General features: G+C 57.0%; 20 protein-coding genes. 7 read left to right on the plus strand and 13 right to left on the minus strand.

Annotated elements, in window-relative coordinates:
* Positions 1-133 precede the first annotated feature (133 nt).
* A complete protein-coding gene (locus tag QE453_RS24835; protein ID WP_309778607.1) occupies positions 134-1,366 on the minus strand; it encodes a polysaccharide pyruvyl transferase family protein in 1,233 nt (410 codons plus the stop codon).
* 270 nt (positions 1,367-1,636) lie between these two features.
* On the opposite strand from QE453_RS24835, the gene QE453_RS24840 reads away from it, so the two are divergent.
* From QE453_RS24840 to QE453_RS24865, 6 genes are all read left to right on the plus strand, one after another.
* Positions 1,637-2,836: a glycosyltransferase family 4 protein gene (locus QE453_RS24840; protein ID WP_065705428.1), complete on the plus strand. Its 1,200-nt coding sequence runs from the start codon at positions 1,637-1,639 to the stop codon at positions 2,834-2,836.
* Between the two features lie 64 nt (positions 2,837-2,900).
* Positions 2,901-4,160, plus strand: a complete 1,260-nt coding sequence (locus QE453_RS24845) for a DUF4038 domain-containing protein (RefSeq protein WP_309778610.1) — start codon at positions 2,901-2,903, stop codon at positions 4,158-4,160.
* A gap of 254 nt (positions 4,161-4,414) precedes the next feature.
* Positions 4,415-5,560, plus strand: a complete 1,146-nt coding sequence (locus tag QE453_RS24850; RefSeq protein ID WP_060642740.1) for an MraY family glycosyltransferase — start codon at positions 4,415-4,417, stop codon at positions 5,558-5,560.
* A gap of 142 nt (positions 5,561-5,702) precedes the next feature.
* Positions 5,703-6,269 carry a YdcF family protein gene (locus QE453_RS24855; protein WP_309778612.1) on the plus strand — a complete coding sequence of 189 codons (567 nt, stop codon included), beginning with the start codon at positions 5,703-5,705 and terminating at the stop codon, positions 6,267-6,269.
* Positions 6,266-7,543: a hypothetical protein gene (locus QE453_RS24860; protein ID WP_309778614.1), complete on the plus strand. Its 1,278-nt coding sequence runs from the start codon at positions 6,266-6,268 to the stop codon at positions 7,541-7,543. The genes QE453_RS24855 and QE453_RS24860 overlap by 4 nt, the downstream gene beginning before the upstream one ends.
* Positions 7,544-7,546: 3 nt before the next feature.
* A complete protein-coding gene (locus QE453_RS24865; RefSeq protein ID WP_100911697.1) occupies positions 7,547-8,155 on the plus strand; it encodes a putative colanic acid biosynthesis acetyltransferase in 609 nt (202 codons plus the stop codon).
* Here QE453_RS24865 and QE453_RS24870 read toward each other — a convergent pair.
* Genes QE453_RS24870 through QE453_RS24880 form a run of 3 tightly spaced genes read right to left on the minus strand, consistent with a single transcriptional unit; the run spans position 8,119 to position 11,824 of the window.
* The gene (locus tag QE453_RS24870) at positions 8,119-9,294 is read right to left on the minus strand and encodes a glycosyltransferase (RefSeq protein WP_142187250.1); all 1,176 of its coding nucleotides are present in this window, start codon (positions 9,292-9,294) and stop codon (positions 8,119-8,121) included. The genes QE453_RS24865 and QE453_RS24870 overlap by 37 nt on opposite strands.
* Positions 9,291-10,574, minus strand: coding sequence for a glycosyltransferase family 4 protein (locus QE453_RS24875; RefSeq protein ID WP_142187248.1), 1,284 nt, complete (start codon positions 10,572-10,574; stop codon positions 9,291-9,293). Before QE453_RS24875 ends, QE453_RS24870 begins: the two co-directional genes overlap by 4 nt.
* On the minus strand, positions 10,571-11,824 hold the full coding sequence (locus tag QE453_RS24880) for a glycosyltransferase family 4 protein (RefSeq protein WP_100911700.1): 1,254 nt from the start codon (positions 11,822-11,824) through the stop codon (positions 10,571-10,573). Before QE453_RS24880 ends, QE453_RS24875 begins: the two co-directional genes overlap by 4 nt.
* Positions 11,825-12,286: 462 nt before the next feature.
* Here QE453_RS24880 and QE453_RS24885 point away from each other — a divergent pair, with 462 nt between their 5' ends.
* Entirely contained in the window at positions 12,287-12,868 is a 582-nt protein-coding gene (locus QE453_RS24885; RefSeq protein WP_142187246.1) for a DUF1003 domain-containing protein, read from the plus strand.
* Between the two features lie 209 nt (positions 12,869-13,077).
* Here QE453_RS24885 and QE453_RS24890 read toward each other — a convergent pair whose 3' ends face one another.
* From QE453_RS24890 to QE453_RS24930, 9 genes are all read right to left on the minus strand, one after another.
* The gene (locus QE453_RS24890; protein WP_268842391.1) at positions 13,078-13,212 is read right to left on the minus strand and encodes a hypothetical protein; all 135 of its coding nucleotides are present in this window, start codon (positions 13,210-13,212) and stop codon (positions 13,078-13,080) included.
* 445 nt (positions 13,213-13,657) lie between these two features.
* Positions 13,658-13,990 carry a hypothetical protein gene (locus tag QE453_RS24895; protein WP_404977913.1) on the minus strand — a complete coding sequence of 111 codons (333 nt, stop codon included), beginning with the start codon at positions 13,988-13,990 and terminating at the stop codon, positions 13,658-13,660.
* Positions 13,991-13,995: 5 nt separating this feature from the next.
* The gene (locus QE453_RS24900; protein ID WP_037095158.1) at positions 13,996-15,192 is read right to left on the minus strand and encodes an IS256 family transposase; all 1,197 of its coding nucleotides are present in this window, start codon (positions 15,190-15,192) and stop codon (positions 13,996-13,998) included.
* 71 nt (positions 15,193-15,263) lie between these two features.
* Positions 15,264-15,413 carry a hypothetical protein gene (locus tag QE453_RS24905; RefSeq protein WP_309778727.1) on the minus strand — a complete coding sequence of 50 codons (150 nt, stop codon included), beginning with the start codon at positions 15,411-15,413 and terminating at the stop codon, positions 15,264-15,266.
* Between the two features lie 49 nt (positions 15,414-15,462).
* Positions 15,463-17,088: a chaperonin GroEL gene (groL, locus tag QE453_RS24910; protein ID WP_309778619.1), complete on the minus strand. Its 1,626-nt coding sequence runs from the start codon at positions 17,086-17,088 to the stop codon at positions 15,463-15,465.
* Between the two features lie 66 nt (positions 17,089-17,154).
* Positions 17,155-17,445, minus strand: a complete 291-nt coding sequence (gene groES / locus QE453_RS24915; RefSeq protein WP_100911704.1) for a co-chaperone GroES — start codon at positions 17,443-17,445, stop codon at positions 17,155-17,157.
* Positions 17,446-17,930: 485 nt separating this feature from the next.
* Complete coding sequence (locus tag QE453_RS24920) at positions 17,931-18,158, minus strand: hypothetical protein (protein ID WP_309778621.1); 228 nt, start codon at positions 18,156-18,158, stop codon at positions 17,931-17,933.
* A 499-nt stretch (positions 18,159-18,657) separates the two neighbouring features.
* A complete protein-coding gene (locus tag QE453_RS24925; protein ID WP_309778623.1) occupies positions 18,658-18,924 on the minus strand; it encodes a DUF1488 domain-containing protein in 267 nt (88 codons plus the stop codon).
* Positions 18,924-19,184 (minus strand): hypothetical protein, encoded by a 261-nt coding sequence (locus QE453_RS24930; protein WP_142188064.1) that lies wholly within the window; start codon positions 19,182-19,184, stop codon positions 18,924-18,926. Before QE453_RS24930 ends, QE453_RS24925 begins: the two co-directional genes overlap by 1 nt.
* Positions 19,185-19,263: the final 79 nt, after the last annotated feature.

The following is a 19,263-nucleotide window of genomic DNA, read 5'->3' on the forward strand; positions in this document are numbered from 1 at the left end:
CAGCCGGATCCGTAGGTGTAGGCCGTTTGGAGAATGTCCGTTGAAGGGCGTGCGACATTGTGCGGACTACTCCCGTCGAGTGGTGAAGAGCCTCGGTATTACGTCGAAAGCATTAGGCTGCGGGACACCTTTGCTAAGGCGTAACGCTCTGCAGCGTTGCGACGGCATCAGTTGAGAGAAATTCCCGGCCGAGTAGCGCCTCTTGCTCGGAAAGCTGGCGCTTGAAGCGATCATTGGCGTGGTCGATCCGCTGTCTTACCGCCCCGGCTCCAGCGAGTATCTCCTTCACCAGCTCGATAACTTCCTCGACTTCGAACGTGTCGATGTGTCGGGCAAATTTCTCTTGGTCGAAATCGTTCATCAGATCATCGAACTTTCTGGCATAACCTATTGATATTGTCGGATTTCCGAGTTTCAGGGAACAGACAACTCCATGATATCTCGACACCACCGCAAGGTCGATTGCTGCCATCTGCTGCATGATATCGCGCAGCGTTGCGGCCGAGCTGATGTCGATCTGCGCCAACTCGTCCTCGGAGAGCATGTCCGTCAGCAGAAACATCAGATCCGCGCAGGCGACCCTGTCCGTAATGTCTCCCATCAAAAGGGTGATGCGATGGCCTTCACCGATCAACCAGCTCACGAGCCGTGAGAGCTTGTGGATGTAGGTCTTGTAAATCCTGGCGGCCTCGGGGTCGTTGTGACGCCAGCCGCGATAGTCCATGACGCCGACACCTATTCTCATTACGCCGTCGGCGGGGCTCTGCCGGTGGGGCACAGGAATAGGAAGATCAAAGGCGATATCGGGGTAACGGTGGTCTCGCGACACGTCGACACCGATCGTTTTCATGTAGTTGAGCGAGAAATCGTCCCGGTAGGATCGATAGGAGGCCATCTGTGCGGCAGAGCGCAGGAACCAGCGGCTGAGACGGCTTTTCATCGGGCCGGCGCCGATGCTGACTAAGGCGATCCGTGTGTTGCGAAGGCGTGCAACGAGACACCAGCAAAACACGACAAAGGGCCAGCCGAACCACTTTTCCTGAAAATCATCGAGGATGCCGGTTCCCGGTATGATCATCAGATCAGCCTTGTCGAAACTAAAGAGGGAACTGACCAATAGCATGAGCCGTGAAGGCACCTTGCCGAGTAGCTTGTCCAGTTGCCTCATCCATGCATTCGTCAGGGGAGGCCCCCCAACACCCATCGCACGAATATTGAACTTCGCACTTACGACTGTCGGACTTGCACAGATACACAACAGATCGGCATCGGGCCTCATCCTGCGCAGATAAAGGAGCATGGCTTCCAGCGATCCGTCATTGCCCGAATTGCCAGAGCCAAATTGTCCAAGGAGAGTGATCCTCATTTATTTTCCAATCGCAGCCCGGCGCCGACACGCTCGATATGGCATTGATATCCGCTGGAGCAGTACGACCCCACACCGACATTCGGGTTGCGTCTTACGCCAAACGAATAGTCTGACTGACGCAAACTTCTCAAAGGAAGATACAGCCAAGCCTAAGATGCAACTGACTGTCATCCCGTGGCTTTTTAGTATGTCGCCTTAGCAGCCACTCGAACCATCCGCCGTCGATCCGTTGCGGCATGGTTGTGGATGCTAGAGCGAGAGTGTCCCATGAAGCTTGCCTATTTTGTTCTTCCCCATATCGGCGGCACCTATTCCGTCTTCAAACATCTTCGCAAAGGTCTCGCCGCCTATGGCATAGACGTGCGATGGCTCGGCGTGTGCAAGGAAACATACGGGCTGCCTTTCGATCTGCAGGGTGAAAAGGCATTCGGGCAACTGCTGCGGATGCCCGTCAATCTCAGCGACCGCGAATGTGCAGCACGAATGGCGGCCGCCATCGAAGACGGCGGGTTCGACGGTGTGATCGTCAATGTTCTTGGCGATCAGTTGCAGACAAATATCGCGCGCTATCTGCCAGAAGGTATCCTGCGTATTCTCGTCGTTCATAATATCTCACCTGGAACATACGCTGCCGCGCGCTCGATCCGGGACTATGCCCATGTTACGATCGGCGTATCGGAGCGGTGCCGCGCCGATCTGGTCGCGCGCAACGGCTTTTCGAAGGATCGCACCTACGCAATCCCGAACGCGGTGGACAGCGATGCGTTCCGGAGCCAGGCGGTTCGGCGCATCAACCGGGGGCCGGAACTCAAGGTTCTCTTCGTCGGCCGCATTGAAGATGCATCGAAAGGCGTGATGTGGCTGCGGGAGATACTGGATGCGTCGCCCGAGGCGGTACGCCTGACGATCGTCGGAGATGGGCCGGATATGGGCAAGCTCAGGCGAAGGCTTGACGGCCATGGCGATCGCGTCAGTTACGCAGGATCCGTTCAGCTTTCAGACATACCGGTCATCATGGCCAGTCACGATGTTCTCATCATGCCGTCCCGCTTCGAGGGGCTTGGCATGACGATGATCGAGGCAATGGCCGGCGGCTGCGTCCCGGTCGTGTCCCATATCCGTGGCGTGACGGACACGATTGTCGAGCCGGGCCGAAACGGCTTTCTGTTCCCGATCGGCAATTATACGGCAGCGGCCAATGCGATCGCGCGCTTGCATGCCGATCGCGACCTTCTCGAGCGGATGTCGATTGCGGGAAAGGAAATGGTCCTGAACCGCTTCAGCATCGAACGGATGGCCGCACGCTATAACGAAGTCATTACCATGACACTGAACGATCGTCCTGGCCTGTCAACGGTGCTCAGGATGGAGGACTGGTCTATTCCCGCCGGTTTGAGGCCGGGCCTTCGAACCTATCTGCCGTTGCCCTTGAAAAACTGGCTTCGCGTCGTTCGTGAACGGCTCTGAAGCGATGTTCGGCGATCAGCGGCGACTTGGACATCTGTGCGGCGTCTTCTTTTTTTGGCTATGCATGTTTTCGACCGGCAACGCACAGGATACCGTTTTTCCGCTGCAGACGTCGCAGGACGGGCGTTATCTTGAAGACAGCAAGCGTCTGCCGTTCCTGATTGTCGGCGACAGTGCGTGGTCGCTCATTGGCGACACCTCTATTCCCGATGCGGAATTTTACCTGGAAACCCGAAAGCGGCAGGGCTTCAACACCGTGCTTGTATCGTTGATCGAGCATCAGTTCTCCCGCAAGGCGCCAGCGAACTTCTACGACGAGAAACCTTTCGCAGGCGATGTCTTCGAGCAACCGAACGAGGCCTATTTCGACAGGGCAGAAGCCGTCATAAAGGCAGCCGCAAGTCGCAACCTGCTGGTGCTTCTCTGTCCGGCCTATAGCGGCGCACGCGGTGGCCCCGAAGGATGGTATCAGGAAATGGTCGCGGCCGGGCCAGAAAAGCTGCGGGCTTATGGACGCTATCTCGGGCAGCGTTTTGCGAAGTACCCCAACATCATCTGGGTGCAGGGCGGGGATTACGATCCGCCAGATCGCAATCTGGTCATGGCTGTTGCAATGGGGATCGCTGAAACTGATCCTTCGGCATTGCAGACCGTGCATGGCAATCCCGATACCGAGACGAGCGATTTTTGGCGGGACGCTTCCTGGCTCGATATCGATTCAGTTTATACTTACAGCAATGTCGCGGCGGCGGTGCTGGATCGTTACCGATCGGGACCAAGACGCCCTTTTTTCCTCATCGAAGGCGCATATGAAGGCGAGAACGATGTGAAGGAGCGTCAGGTTCGTCTTATTGCCTATGGTGCGCTGCTTTCAGGCGCGAGCGGTCAGCTCTTCGGCAATAATCCGGTCTGGCATTTTTCCGCCGCCGGGCTTTATGAAGCGAAGGACAGCTGGCAAGGTTCGCTGAACAGCCGTGGTGCTCAAAGCATCACCCATCTGGCCTCGCTTTTCAGACAACTGGCATGGTGGAAGCTCGTACCCGATCAGGGAAGCTTGCTGAAAAGCGATGCGGGCGCATTCGCGGCGCGCGACAGGGAAGGGTTTTTCGCCGTGATCTATCTCGACACTCCTTCCGTTGCGATCGATCTCGACAGTTTGGCGGCAGGCGAGAAAACCCTTCGCTGGTATGATCCCTCGAATGGAATTTACATCGAACCGATCGAGCGTCTTGGCCGCAGCGGCCTTCGTAACGTGACGGTGCCGGCATCGGCGAATGCTTTCGGCTTTCAGGACTGGATCGCCGTTCTCTCCACACAGGAATGATCACTTGCAAGATGCCGCACGCTGCCGAGTCGTTCATTTGTGGTCGCTCGCCGTCAAGGTCTCAAACCTAGCTCTTTCGATATTCGATCCGGTTCGGGGGTGGGGAGGGTAGCCGTTAATTTCGACACCCTCTCCCTTTGGTGGATTTCACACGCCTTTTGCCCGCATACCCCTCAGGGCCGGTGTTTTTTAGGATCGTCTGGAGGCGAGTATCGTTGCAAATGCGCCGCCAAGCTTCAGTGTGGGGATCAGACATGTCGGGGATACTCTTCAACACCATTGCCACTTTCGTTCTGTGCGTATCCCTCATCGTCGTTCTCAGGCGCCTGACCATTGTGTTTCAGCTTGTGGATCGCCCCGATTCAATCCGCAAACGCCACACGGGAGCCGTTCCGCTTTGCGGTGGCATCGCGATCTTTGCCGCTTTCGCTGTTTCCGCATTCGTCGGTGGGTGGAGCGAGGCTCTCGGCATGAACTTCTGGCTCGGGCTGGCGGTCATTCTACTAATGGGCGTTGTCGATGATCGCCGGCCGCTACCCGCAGCAGGACGCCTTCTCATGCAACTAGCCATGGCGATCGCTCTCGTAGGCGGCGCCGATATCGGCTCTCTCTCCATCGGCGTGCTGTTCACGCAGCATTCCGAGCTGTTCCTGCCGCTATTTTTCGTCATCGGAGTTCTCTTCGTGACCGGGCTGGTGAATTCGTGGAACATGCTTGATGGCGTCGACGGGCTTGCAGGTGGCACTGCGGGTGTCGCGTTGATCTGGCTGATGATCGTGGCGATCTTCGCAGGTGTCGGCGACATTATCGCGCCGCTTCAGGCACTCTGCGTATGCCTCTGCGCTTTTCTGGTCTTCAACATGCGCGGTCCATGGCGCGCACGGGCGAGCATATTCCTCGGCGATGCGGGCAGTACCGCACTGGGTGCGACGATTGCCTATGTAATCGTCCTGCTGGCGACCACAAGCGCTGCGGTATCCTTTCCGGCATTGCTCTGGATCGTGATCCTGCCGATCACCGATACGCTCAGCCTGATTGTCCGTCGTATCATGCACGGTCGCAGTCCAATGTCGGCCGATCGCTGGCACTTTCATCATCTGCTGCTGGACTATGGTTTCGCGCCGGCGGCGGCAACGAACACGCTGGTCGTCATTTCCTTCATTTGCGGCGGCATCGGTTTTGCCGGAATAAAAGCCGGTGTTCCGGCGGAGATGATGGCCGCCGGCCTTCTCGTGCCGATTGCCCTTCACACCGCGTTCGTCCTTACCGCGACGGGCTACCTCTCGAAAACCTGGCTTCACAGGGGTAATTTCGATCTCTACCGCGAGGTGGCGCGTCTACCGGTCGCCGCAAGCGCCGCGCCGGAGCCAAGAGCCATTCAATCGGCGAATGAAGAGTAATCGCCTCATGAAAGCGCCGTGGCCCGGACCGCGAATTCCCTCGACACCGGTTTCAAAAGGACGGCTTTCGCGTTCGCGCATTTCCCAGAACATCCGAAACGCTCCGCCATTGAAACGGAACGCAATTTTACTGGGCTTGATGATGCTGACTGCAATCGGGCTCTACGGACTTGCCCTCGTCTCAGCGGGGTCGCTCCTTGTAGTGGAGGACCCGCCTGCGCAAGCCGACGTCATCGTAGTTCTGGGCGGGGACGGTCCTCCTCGAGCTGCCCAGGCCGCAAAACTATGGCACGAGGGAAGGGCGCCGCTCGTTCTGGTGACTGGCTATGGGGATTGCGACTTCATCCGCGACATGCTGGTGCGGCTGGGGGTGGATTCCGCAGTCGTCTCAACGGAATGTCTTTCGCTCAGCACCTGGGAAAACGCGACATTCGCACAGCCTATACTGACTGGAATGGGGGCAAAAAGTGCCATTCTGGTCACGAGCTGGTTTCATTCACGACGCGCAGTAAAGCGCTTCCGGTTTGTGATGCCTCAAATCGAGTGGATTTCCCTTCCTGCGCAACGAACCGTGCCACTGTGGCGGCTTGCCATCAACGGCGACGGGGTGCAGGTGTTCAAGGAGTACGCCAAAGCGCTCCTCTACGACCTCAGAAGCAGTGTCGTGCGGGATATGCCGCCGGTTCAGGCGGGGCTTGCTTCATCATGAACACGCTTCTGGTCTTTTGCCTCTTCGCTGGTGTCGTCCTGCTCCTCTTCTGGGGAATGATGCGTCGGGAGCGAATTTACGAATTCCCGTTTCTGACGGGCGTCATCACGTTCAGTTTCATCTTGCCGCAGGTTCCCGGACTGGCGTCGGAACGATTCCTGCCGGAAGGCGCGTTCGCCAGAGCCGCGCTGTTCATGATGCTGTGCCTTTTCATGTGCTGGTGGGGATGGAGCAGAACGGCAAAACCCTTTGCATTCTTCCGGATCGATTTCGATGAAACACGTCTGCTGATCGTCGCAGCCGTTCTCTCGGTCGCCGGCGCCTACTTCTATTTCAAGCTTAGCCGTTTGCCGGGAGAGTTGACCATTGCGGTGCAGATGACCGGAGTTCCGGTCATGTACATCTTCTTTTCGCGGTTGTTGAGCTATGGTCTGGCCATTGCGGTGCTTTGCCTTGCACGGCGATTTTCCTGTCTGGCGCTGGCCGTACTTGCGTTCGATCTCGTCTTTTACCTGGATCGCATCGTGATAACCGGAAAGCGAGCCGAAGCGGTGGAACTCATCATGACATTCGCGCTGGCATGGTGGTTTTACAAGGGATGGGCGATCCCGCGCGTCTTCGTGATCATTGCGCTTTTTCTCGGCACACTGTCGATGAACAGCATGGGCGACTACCGCGCCATCACCAAGGCCAACGGCGCGCCGGTCTGGGATGACATCAAGAAGATAGATTTCGTCGGCAATCTTGAGAAAGTGTTCCGGGATGGCGGCGACGAGATGCGCAACGCTATTATGCGGATCGACAACACCGCAAACACCCTGCAATTTGATTACGGCAAGTTCCACTGGAACAGGCTGGTGTTCAACTTCGTGCCCGCGCAACTCGTGGGCGTAGAGATCAAGCAATCCTTCATGCTGCCGGTGCCGGTTCAATCGCGCGACTACAATCCTGTTCTCGGCACGACGGAGACCGGCATGGCGGATGCGTTTGGATCCTTCTGGTATCTGGGAGCGTTAAAATTTTTCCTGCTCGCCTATCTAGTGCGCCGGGTCTGGGTGACCGCAAACACGGGCGAGTTCGCTGCACAATTCACCTATCTATTATCGATCATACCGTCCATGCACGCCATCTCTCATCAGACCGACTGGGTTCTCATGGTCTGGGTGCATATGCTGATGTTTGCAGCACCGGCGCTGGCATTTGCCGTCGTACCCGCGCGCGTGCAGCAGCGTCGGTGCGAGATATCATCGTTGACGTCTCAAGCCGGAGGATAGGCCATGCGCTCGCGATACCACGATCCCGCCTTCCAGCATGCAACGACGCCCCTGCCGCGTTTCGGAGGTCCAACCTTTGCACTGAATTTGCGGTTGAAACGGCTGGTCTGGATGATCGTATGGCGGCTTCTTGCCTCCTGGACGCCGCCGCCGATGCGGCGCTGGCGCAACTTTCTCCTGCGCAGTTTTGGCGCGCGCCTGCACGCCACGGCAATGGTGTATTCTAGCGCGATCGTATGGTGGCCGGGGCACCTCGTCATGGAGCGTCATTCATCTCTCGGGCCTGGAGTGATCTGCTACAACGTCGACATGATCACCATCGGCCGATATGCCTCGGTCTCGCAACGTGCGCATCTGTGCACCGGGTCGCACGATATACAAGATAGCACATTTCCCCTCGTGACGGGGCCGATGGTGATCGACGAGGATGCCTGGGTGGCGGCGGAAGCCTTCGTTGGTCCCGGTGTCGTCGTCGGCAAGGGGGCTGTTCTCGGCGCGCGAGCCGTCACCGCGAAGTCATTGAAGCCCTGGACGATCTATGTCGGCAATCCGGCAAGGCCAGTCGGCTCGCGTCGTCAGGAAGCGGCGGCCTCCAATGCGCTCAGCCGATAACCCTCCAGTGTGGCTTGGGCGATGGCCGGCCAGGTGAATTTCTCCAGCACAAGTCGGCGACCGTTTTCACCCATCGTTCTCGCTTTAGCGGGGTTGCTGAGCACGCTTGCCAGGCCCTTGGCAACCTCCGCCGCGTCAACCGCGACGATAACCCCGGCATCGGCAGATCCGACTTCGGGAAAGTGACACTGATCGGTGATCACAACAGGCGTGCCGCAGGCGAGCGCTTCTGTTATCGCCATGCTGAAACCCTCCTGTCGGCTTGGCAGGCAGAAACAGTCGGCATCGACCATGGCTTCGAGCTTTGCTTCGCCGTAAATGGCCCCGACCATAAAGACGCGGTGCTGGATGTTCAGTTTTTTTACCAGGTGCATAAAGTGGCCCTCTGCTCCACCGCGTGGACCTGCGACGACGAGATCAACGTCGACATAGGTGTCAGAGATAGCCGCAAAGGCCGAGGCGAGAATGTCGACACCTTTTTTGATGTGCAGGCGTGACAGGAACAGAATGTAACGCCTGCCGTGCGCCAGCGCGATTTTCTGCTTGAAATGTCCTCGGGCCGGCAGGGGATCGAATTCCTCGGCAAAAACACCGTTCGGTATGATCAGATTTCGTGCCTGGAAATTCAGCGGCTCGACAGCTGCCATTTCATCGACGTTCAATAGGTGCAGGAACGCAGCCCTGTTCAGCATCTTGCGGTAGCACAGCATCAGGGCGATCTTCTTTTTCCACGATCGCTGGCCGAGACTCCAACGGTCCAGCATGCCGGCCGGGCAGATGCAGTAGGGTACGCCAGCAGCGCGGGCGAGCTTGGACGCATAAAGCAGAAATGGCTCCCATACGCCGTGAATATGCATGAAGGAGGCATCTTTCAGCAAGGCTTTCAGCAAGCGCCGGCCGCTGAAGCAAAACAATGTTTCCAGGCTTCCGGCCGGCGGTAGGAGATGCCAGTGAATACTCTCGAAATGCGGTATACTGCGACCGATTTCCTTGACCTGTGCCTCGATCGCGGCGTCGCCATAGCTGACGATATTCACATCGAGACCGAGGCCGGCTTGTGCAGCGGCAAGGCGCATGGCGACGGCCTGCAAGCCGCCATGCTTGGGATCAATCGAAGCGATGACGTGGATGATCTTCATATCTCTTTGTTCCCCAGGTATCGCGCGTCGTCGGCGAGGCAAAGACCCGCGGACCCGGACAGATGCGGCCCGGACAGGGCGGCAAGAAGCCGCTTGCCGTAAGACTCCACGGTATGTTCGGCTGCGCGCAGGAGTGCGTTGGCAGACATGATCCGCCTGAACTCGGGATTGTCGGCCAGCGCACGCACCGCAGTCGCGATAGCTTCCGGATCGCAGACGGGAACGATAAAACCTTCGATGCCATCGCGAATGACGCTGCCGGTGTTTTCGGTCGTTATAACCGGCAGGCCCGCTGCCAGCGCTTCATAGACGGCGGTCGCGGAGCCTTCGCAGAGCGACGGCAGCAGGAAGACATCCGCCCACCGAAACTCCTCGACGATCTGCGAGCGCGGAACGATCCCTCTCAGCTCGACCCATTGCGAAATCTGCTGCTTGACGTCATCGGGTACGCGAACGCGGCCCGCCATCCGGAAACGGCCGGCGCCGTCCATCAATCTAGCAGCTTCCACGACATAGGGCGATCCCTTGCGCAGCCCGACTTCGCCCACGGTCAGGACCCTGATTGGCCCCGGCATACGTGCCGGTCTGTCGACGGAAGCCGCGGAATTGACCCCATAGGGAACGACGACACACCGGTCTTCCGGCCCACCGCATGCGACTACGTGCTTGCGGACAAATTCCGACGGGCAGACGATGACATCAGCGAGGCGCCACTCCGCTTTCTCCCGATCGGCGAACAGACGCGCATGCGGATTATCCCGCACCGGGCCGGCCCATGCGGGAAACCGAATCATTTCCTGGTCCAAAAGCGTTTCGACGACATCGCGTGGCGCGATCATCTGCTCGACAGCGGTCCAAAGGCCCTGCTGTTTTGCCGCCCGCATCTGCTCGAGTGCGTCGCCGCTGAAGGCGTAGAGCCCAGCTGCGCCGTGGAAGCCGCGCCTTGCCACCATTTCGGAGAAAGTCGACCCGGCCCAAATCGCGTGAGAGGTTTCCTCCACAACGTCTTTCGTACGCATGTGGCGCAGTACGGAACGGAGGCCAAAGCTGGGAAACACCGTCGTCAGCGCTGTCGGCACGCCTTTTGGCAGCCGACCGGCCAGCCGTTTGACAGGTGCTGGATAAAGGTTTGCCGGAAACGAATTGACAATCCGGGGCCAGCCTTTCGTGGCGCATATATCGGTGTAAAAATGCGCAAGGCGGCCAGCGGATGCGAATATTCTCGGTACGGCATAATGCATGCGGGCGCCGAGCTGGCTGACGACGATTTTATCTTTCATGACGAGATACCTTGAGCGATAGGGGGCCTGGAAGGCTCGACAGTCTGCAGCTCGGCGATCAGCACTGCCCAGGCATCTGCCGCCTTTTCTCGGGAATAGTCGGCACACAGCAGCCGCCGTGCCGCATCCCCCATTGCTGTCGTGGTATCCGGGTCGTCGCAGAGCTTTTCGATCATGCCGGAGAGCTTATCGATCTCTCCGATTTCGACGTTGCTGCCGCATTCTTTGGCTCTGAGAACACGCGGCACCTCTCCATCAGGGTCGCCAACGAAGATCGTCGGCCGTCCAGCCGCCAGGATGCCATAGAATTTGCTTGGAATGATGCAGTGTTCCAGTTCCGGCAGCAGCGAGACCAGATGCACATCCGCAACGCTTAGGCTTTCAGCAAGTTTTTCAACGGGCTGCAGCGGCTTGAAGATGACGTTCTGAAGACCGAGATCCTGAACGATAGTCTTCACAGCGGCGTGCTGGTGTCCGCCGCCAATGAGAAGGAACCGGATATCCTGCCGGTGCTCGAGATGTTTCGCCGCCGCCAGCATAGTGCCGAACTCATGCGCCCGCCCGAAGTTTCCTGAATAGCCGACGACAAACACATCCTGCAGTCCCCACGCCTTCCGCAGGCTGTTATCTTGGGGCAAGACAGGATAGATTTCCTCCCCATCCGACCAGTGATGCAGGATGCTGACGCGATCCTTTGCAAGGCCTTGCGTGAAGAGGAATTCCGCCATCTTGTTGGTAGGGCAGACAACCATGCCGGGGGATCGCAGAGACCAGTTGCGCGCCTGCGTCAGCCATGGCGCAAGCCACCGTGCACGTTTCCTAAAAAATCCAAGCTCGATTGCGGTCTCCGGAAAAAGATCCATAATCCAGTTCACCATGAGTGCGCCCTTTAGGCGGATCGCGATGCTGCTCATGACGGAGAGGAGCGGAGGATCGGTGCAGACAACGACCGTATCTGTCGCCCGAACGTTGCGCAGAAGCCAGGCGAATGCCAGCACCTGAAAAAGAAGATAATCAATGCTCCGGCGCATGAGGCTGTGCCGGCCGAAGCGGCTGCTTGCGAGCCGTCGGATATGTACACCCCGAACCATTTCGGTTGCGGGCAACACGCTTCCGGGATGATTGTGTATTTCGCGACTCGCAACGACGGTCACATTCATTCCGCGCTGCGCCATTGAAACGGCGAGCGATGATATCATCCGGCTTGTTGCCGACTGGTCGGGCAAACCGTATCTGTTCAGGAAGATCATCCTCACGCTTTTTTTCACCCGCCCAATGTCCCGTCTGAATGAACATTCTTGGCGAGGTGAAAACAGGCGGCAAGCTGGTCGTAAGGATTAATAGGTTCACAGTAGGGAGCGGCGAATACTTTGAAGCAGGTGACGTGTCATCCTTTTGGTGGCTGAAATGAAAATGAGGCACTAATGAAGCGCGGGAAAATTGCGAGACTCTTTCTCCACTCTGCTCCATGCTACCCTGCGCAAACTTAGTTTGAGAAAGCATTGCGTTCTGCTGACGCCGTCCAGCAGATATCCTCATGAAACGGTCTCTAAATTGTCGCCGTTCCCGACAGGCTGCTCCTTGGCTCGTAAAGCGCCCGAAGGTCATTGAACGCAAAGCATGATAGCGTGACACACCCGAACATCCGACTATGCGTATGCTTCGGGTATTGATGTGGTCGCGATTTTGCGTCAGCCGAGGAGGAAATAACAATGGCGATCTATGTTGAAGACGACAGCGACAGCCTTATCTCGCAGGATCTTGCGGAGGTAGCGGGCCGCTATTTGGGAAAGCCTCTTGAAATGCTGTCTGAGAGGGAAAGGGCGATATTCCGTCGCCTTGCAGCGAGGCGCACCATCTCGAAAGACGCTAACGCGGTTTTCGATGAGAGACTGACGCCTGGCCAGCGCCTTGCTGATGCGGTCGCTAAATTTGGCGGTTCCTGGACCTTCATCCTAATCTTCGCTGCTTTACTTGCAGCATGGTTGGGCGCAAACATCGTAGCATCCTCGAACGCTTTCGATCCTTACCCGTTCATTTTCCTCAATCTCATCTTATCCATGCTTGCAGCTGTTCAGGCGCCGGTGATCATGATGAGCCAGAACCGACATGCGGCCAAGGATCGGATAGATGCCGCGCATGACTACGAGGTTAACCTGAAAGCGGAGATCGAAATCATGGCGCTGCATGACAAATTCGATCAGATACGCTCGATCGAGCTGAAGGCGCTCGTCGATAAACAGCAACAACAGATCGATCTTTTGACAAAACTCGTGCTGAGACAAGCGGGCTAGAACATTCCTGGTAAAATTAGGAAAACCTGGGAATGCACGATGGCGGTATGTGAGAACGACGCGCTGTGCGTGCCAGCTGTGCATTGGCGGCTGGGGCATATCATGATGATTTTCCAGAAAACCCAGGCGCTTGTGCATCCCTCTTATTGAGCGCACAGTGGATCGATGAGGGCTTTTTTGAATCGGGCGCTGGGTGCATCTGCCTTTCCTCAACCAAAGGACGACTGCCTGATCGAAACGAACTGATCGAGGATACGCGATTTTTCCTCCCGCTTTCCCCTTGCATAGCGCTTTGCCAGAGCCGCAACCAATTCCTTCTTCGTCGTCACGTTGATCAGCCTCATCTGATTTGCTCCGCACCCACAAATGATGGGAGCAAAGCAGATGAGGCAACGGCCAACAATCAGGGAACATTTCTTGTGAGGCAATGCGGCGTCTCATCCTGATTGGCGCGCTATAGAAATCGACAATCGTTGTTATCGCGTGGCCAAAAAGCGGGGCGCCAGTTCTGATCCCTTCAAGAGCTGAGCGCAGGTCCAACTTAGACAGCCGAACTGTAAGGCGTAAAATCCGCCCTTCCTTCGACCCGCATTTTGGAAACGCCAGATAAATATGCCGGTGATGATGCCAGAAGATGTTGCGTCTTTACTCTGCCTATCGTCTATGGCGTGAGATTTTGGGTGCCATCCCGTAATGATCAGTTTTCATCGTTCTGGAATCGACAAGCGAGGCACCCAAATGAGGCGCTCCCGCAGAAGCGCCTGAGCTTGCATAGCATCAAACACGACCCTAAACGGAGAGCGCCGCGCTGCAGCTTTCGGCGATATTGCTGTCGACCGATGTCTGCCCCGGCATGGATGCCCACCCGCCAGTTTCGATGAACTGACGCTTTGCAAAGCTATCTGAGAGAGCCTTAAACTCGATCATTTTTCCGGTCGCGTCAGGTGCAGCCTTGAAGCGTTCGACGCATATGGCTGATGCGAGCTCTCCACGGGCTATCTTGCCCGCAGCTGTCGCTGCCTGCACTGAAGATCCGCCGGTCACCCAGCCACCCCAGTTAAAGATCGTGTCCCGGGGAGTGGTGTAGCTTAGACGACCACGGCTCATCCCAGAGGGGCGGATGAGTGTCAGCTTGCGGCTGGCAGGCTGATGAGCGGATCATCGCTCATTGTGGCGATGGTCTCAAGTGTCATGTAGCGGGATCGCTGAACAGCCCACTCGTCGTTTTGCTCGAGGAGCAAAGCGCCGACGAGCCTGACGATGGCGTCGTCGTTCGGAAAGATACCGACGACTTCGGTGCGCCGCTTGATCTCGCCGTTGAGACGTTCGATCGGGTTTGTTGAATGAAGCTTTGCCCAGTGCTGCTTGGGAAAGGTCATGTAGGCGAGCACATCCTGCTCGGCACTATCCATCAGGGTAGCGAGTTTCGGCACTTTCGGCCTGATCTGGTCGGCGACATTACGCCATTGGGTGCTTGCAGCCTCCGGAGTATCCTGGGCAAACGCCGTGGCGATGAAGGCAGAGACGACACGCCGTCCGCTCTTCCCGGCATGGGCAAGCGCATTGCGCATAAAGTGGACCCGGCACCTCTGCCATGTGGCGGACAGCACCTTCGACACCGCTGCCTTGATGCCCTCATGCGCATCGGAGACAGCAAGCTTCACGCCGCGCAGGCCTCGCCTGGTCAGCTTGCGCAGGAACTCAGTCCAGATCGCTTCTGCTTCTGAAGTGCCGATCTCCATGCCGAGCACCTCGCGTCGACCGTCGGTGTTGACGCCGACAGCGATGATGACAGCGACAGAGACGATGCGTCCGCCGCGACGAACCTTCAGATAGGTGGCATCGATCCAGAGGTATGGCCACTCGCCCTCGATAGGACGGTCGAGGAAGGCCTTCACCTTCTCGTCGATCTCCTCGCAGAGCCGCGATACCTGGCTCTTGGAGATGCCGCTCATGCCCATGGCCTTGACGAGATCATCTACGGATCGGGTCGAAACGCCTTGGATGTAAGCCTCCTGAATGACCGCCGTCAGAGCCTTCTCCGCCATCCGGCGCGGCTCCAGGAAACTCGGGAAGTAGCTGCCTGTGCGAAGCTTGGGAATGCGCAGCTCGACGGTCCCTGCTCGTGTCTCCCAGTCTCGATCGCGGTAGCCGTTGCGCTGGGCAAGTCGAAAGCCGTTCTTCTCGCCATATCCCGCGCCAGTCTTCGCCCCGACTTCCAGTGCCATCAACTTCTCGGCAGCAAAGCCGATCATATCCCGGAGCAAATCGGCGTCGGCACTCTTCTCAACGAGTGAGCGCAGGTTCATCATATCGTCGGTCATCGGTGGTGTCCTTCAGGTTGGATCTAAGCAACCCGACCCTACCGGAAATCACCGATGGCTATGAAATCCAGCTACACCACGCGCTGGGACACGATCCAGTTAAATCCGACAATGACGGTCGCGACCGCCGTCGCCACACATGCCCACCCAAGAATTGTCTTGGAGGGCTGATAGGTATCAAATCGCTGGAATATTGATGTTTTGCTGTTCTGCACGGCCATGACATTCTCCTCGTTGATCGGTTCACTGATCCAAGTTCCAGAGTAAGCGCTACATCATTCCGCCCATGTCAGGCATGCCGCCGCCGGCAGCATCCTTCCTGGGAAGGTCGGCAATCATGGCTTCTGTTGTCACCAAAAGACCTGCCACCGAAGCGGCATTCTGTAGGGCGGTGCGAACCACTTTGACCGGATCAACGATACCCATGGCGATCATGTCGCCGTACTCGGATGTCTGAGCATTGTAACCGAAATTGTCGGTGTCACTTTCCAGAATCCGGCCGACAACGATCGAGCCTTCGTCACCGGCATTTTCGGCAATCTGGCGTACCAACGACTGCAGGGCCTTGCGGATGATGGCGATGCCGGCATTTTGGTCGTCGTTCTCGCCCTTGATATCGAGCACGATCGAGGCACGCAGCAGGGCCGTGCCACCGCCGGGAACGATACCTTCTTCGACAGCAGCGCGAGTTGCGTTGAGCGCGTCGTCGATGCGGTCCTTCTTTTCCTTGACCTCGATTTCCGTCGAGCCGCCGACGCGAATTACGGCGACACCGCCGGAAAGCTTGGCGAGTCGCTCCTGCAGCTTTTCGCGGTCGTAGTCCGACGTGGTTTCCTCGATTTGGGCCTTGATCTGCGCAACGCGACCGTCGATATCCGCCTTCGTGCCCGCGCCATCGACGACGGTGGTCGCTTCCTTGGTGATGGTGACTTTCTTGGCGCGGCCGAGCATTCCAAGTGTGACGGTTTCCAGCTTGATGCCGAGGTCTTCGGACATGACCGTCCCGCCCGTCAGGATGGCGAGATCTTCGAGCATCGCCTTGCGACGATCACCGAAGCCCGGAGCCTTGACGGCAGCGATCTTCAGGCCGCCACGCAGTTTGTTGACAACAAGCGTTGCGAGAGCCTCGCCCTCGACATCCTCGGAGATAATCAGGAGCGGTTTGCCGCTCTGCACGACGGCTTCGAGGATCGGCAGCATCGCCTGGAGATTGGAAAGCTTCTTCTCGTGCAGCAGCACATAGGCATCTTCCAGTTCAGCGACCATCTTTTCGGCATTGGTGACGAAATAGGGTGACAGATAGCCGCGGTCGAACTGCATGCCTTCGACGACCTCGAGTTCGGTTTCAGCGGTTTTGGCTTCTTCGACGGTGATCACACCTTCATTGCCGACCTTTTGCATGGCATCGGCGATATATTGACCGATTTCCTTTTCTCCATTCGCCGAGATAGTGCCAACCTGAGCGACCTCCTCCGACGTATTGATCTTCTTGGCCTTGGCCAGCAGGTCCTTGACGACGGCTGCGACGGCAAGGTCGATACCACGCTTTAGGTCCATCGGGTTCATGCCGGCCGCAACTGCCTTGCCACCTTCGCGAACGATGGCTTGGGCAAGAACGGTTGCAGTGGTCGTACCGTCGCCTGCGACATCGTTGGTCTTTGATGCAACTTCGCGCACCATCTGGGCGCCCATATTCTCGAGCTTGTCGTCGAGTTCGATTTCCTTGGCGACGGTAACGCCGTCTTTGGTAATGCGCGGCGCACCGTAGGACTTATCGATCACCACGTTACGGCCCTTGGGTCCCAGTGTGACTTTCACAGCGTCGGCGAGAATGTCGACCCCGCGCAGCAGCTTTTCGCGTGCATCACGGCCGAATATGATTTGTTTGGCAGACATGGAAAAACTCCCGGCCCATTGGCCCCTAGGTCTTCATGGAAATGGAAATAACGACCAGGCCGAAAATCAGGCGATCACGCCCATGACATCGGCTTCCTTCACGATCAACAGGTCCTCGCCATTGAATTTGATCTCAGTGCCGGACCATTTGCCGAACAAGATGCGGTCGCCGACTTTCACGTCGGGCGGGTTGAGCTTGCCGCTTTCGTCGCGATCACCAGGGCCAACGGCAACGATTTCGCCTTCAGCTGGCTTTTCCTTGGCGGTGTCCGGAATGATGATCCCACTCTTGGTTTCGGCCTCAATACGACGCACGACAACACGGTCGTGCAACGGCCGGAAAACAGTAGTCAGCATTTTGGGGTTCCTCGACGGCAACGAAACCCAATGGCCGCTCCCGATAATGCATGTTAGCAGTCCAACGGTAAGAGTGCTAGAGAATTCGCAATGGCTGCCAACCGAAATGAATTAGTCGACCAGTGCGCGCAAATTCGACACGTATAGTGCGCCAATATTGCGCATAATATTTTGGAAAGAGATGCTGTCACTCTGGTGCGGCATAGAGCGCTACTGGCGTGCAGCTAATTTTTGAATTGCCGCGATAAAATTTGCACATCGTGACCGAAGTATTGCCGAACTTAAACTTTTCGAATTCGCTTAGGCGTTAAGATGCCTGCGGCTGGCTTGAATCCATCTTTATCGGCGTGCGACCCGGCGGATGTCTATGATGCCGATGGTAGATGGTGTGCCAGGGTCAGTGACCAAATCTGGAAATGTCGTTAATCCGGTTTTCTCACAAGACCATAAAAATCTTGACGCCGTTCAAAAACCCCGAGCTGCGATCAAGCGGGCATCAGCGTTCTTTCAAGTTCTTCTTCAGTTATAGGCCAAGCCTCGATCAGGCCATTTGATGTCAAGATCAGCGTCATCGTCTTATGGTAGGCCTCCCACATGACATCAAGCGGCTCTTCATCGATCTGAAGTTCAAATGTGCCCGGCGGATGAGGTGTAGTCATTCCGGCAAGCTGGAAAGGCCGAACAATGGTGACACTTTTCTTGGTGGTTTTCATGCCTGCGATCCCTTCGTTTGGGGTGGGGCCGTCTCATCGAAGTTCAATCCCGAGGTGGACATAGAGTAGAAATAGCCACCTGTTGCTCGTGGCAGGTTCAGTCTGATGCGCTGACCGTGTGCCCAGGCGATGGCGTAGCTTTCGATCGGAAATTCGCGTTCTGTCATCACGCCGCTTTCGACGACGCGAACAGTCCATTGGCATGGCAATCGGATGATCGTCACAAAGTCTCGGCAGGCCATGGCGCGGGTTATCCTGAAGAGGGATACTTGAAGTCGGCGGGGCTCGATTTACTCCTTTGGTTTATCTGCCTGCGTTTCTGAGAAGGTCTATTTCCTTGGCGACGGGACCGAGAAGCTTTCGCAATCTGTTCTCCTCGACCCGATCGAGCCGAAATCTTTTTGCAAACTCGCTAACCAAAACGGTTTTCGGAGTGGCAGATAATCTGGGTTGATTGCGGGGATCATGCACGGTCGTATCCTTTCAAAGGGCGGTCTGCTCAACGAATATTTCCGAGATCCAGGGAGATGGCACTGCCCTTCTCTTTCAAATAGGCAGAAGCAGCCGCCTTGAGGATCCTGAGCCGCAACGCATCAAACGATGATAGATAGTCGCTCTTGCTGGCGTTTCGGCGAGATTCTTCGCAGGCAAGGACCTCGGTTGCTAGGTAGAATTTTACCTCGAACATCCCGTCGTATCCGCTGAATCGAACACAGTTAGTCTTGCTGTCGAAACTGCGCGCCTCGTTTGGAAACGAAATTCCCATCAGTGGCCGCCGTCATCCCGCCAGCGATCGATGGCATCTTCCTTGGAATTAAGGTCGCGGCGATTGAGGGATTCTGTCAGCCCTTTGAGCGTCCTGACGCCGCCACGGAATTCGGCAGTGAGGAAAATCGAGGCGTCACGTTTCACGTCGGAACTGGCCGCGGAGTCGACGCCGCGTAGGCCTGCAGTCCTCAGGACGTCCCTGACTAGCTTGAAACCGGTCTCATCGAATTGGCCTGCCGTTGATGAAGTGGAAGACATGTCGTCCTCCTTTGTTGGGGGAGGGTTCGTACCCTCGGTGACAGCGCCCTGAAGACAAGCCGTCGCTACAGACTTATGT

This window comes from Agrobacterium sp. SORGH_AS_0440 (assembly GCF_031453135.1).
Classification (GTDB): Bacteria; Pseudomonadota; Alphaproteobacteria; order Rhizobiales; family Rhizobiaceae; genus Agrobacterium; species Agrobacterium pusense.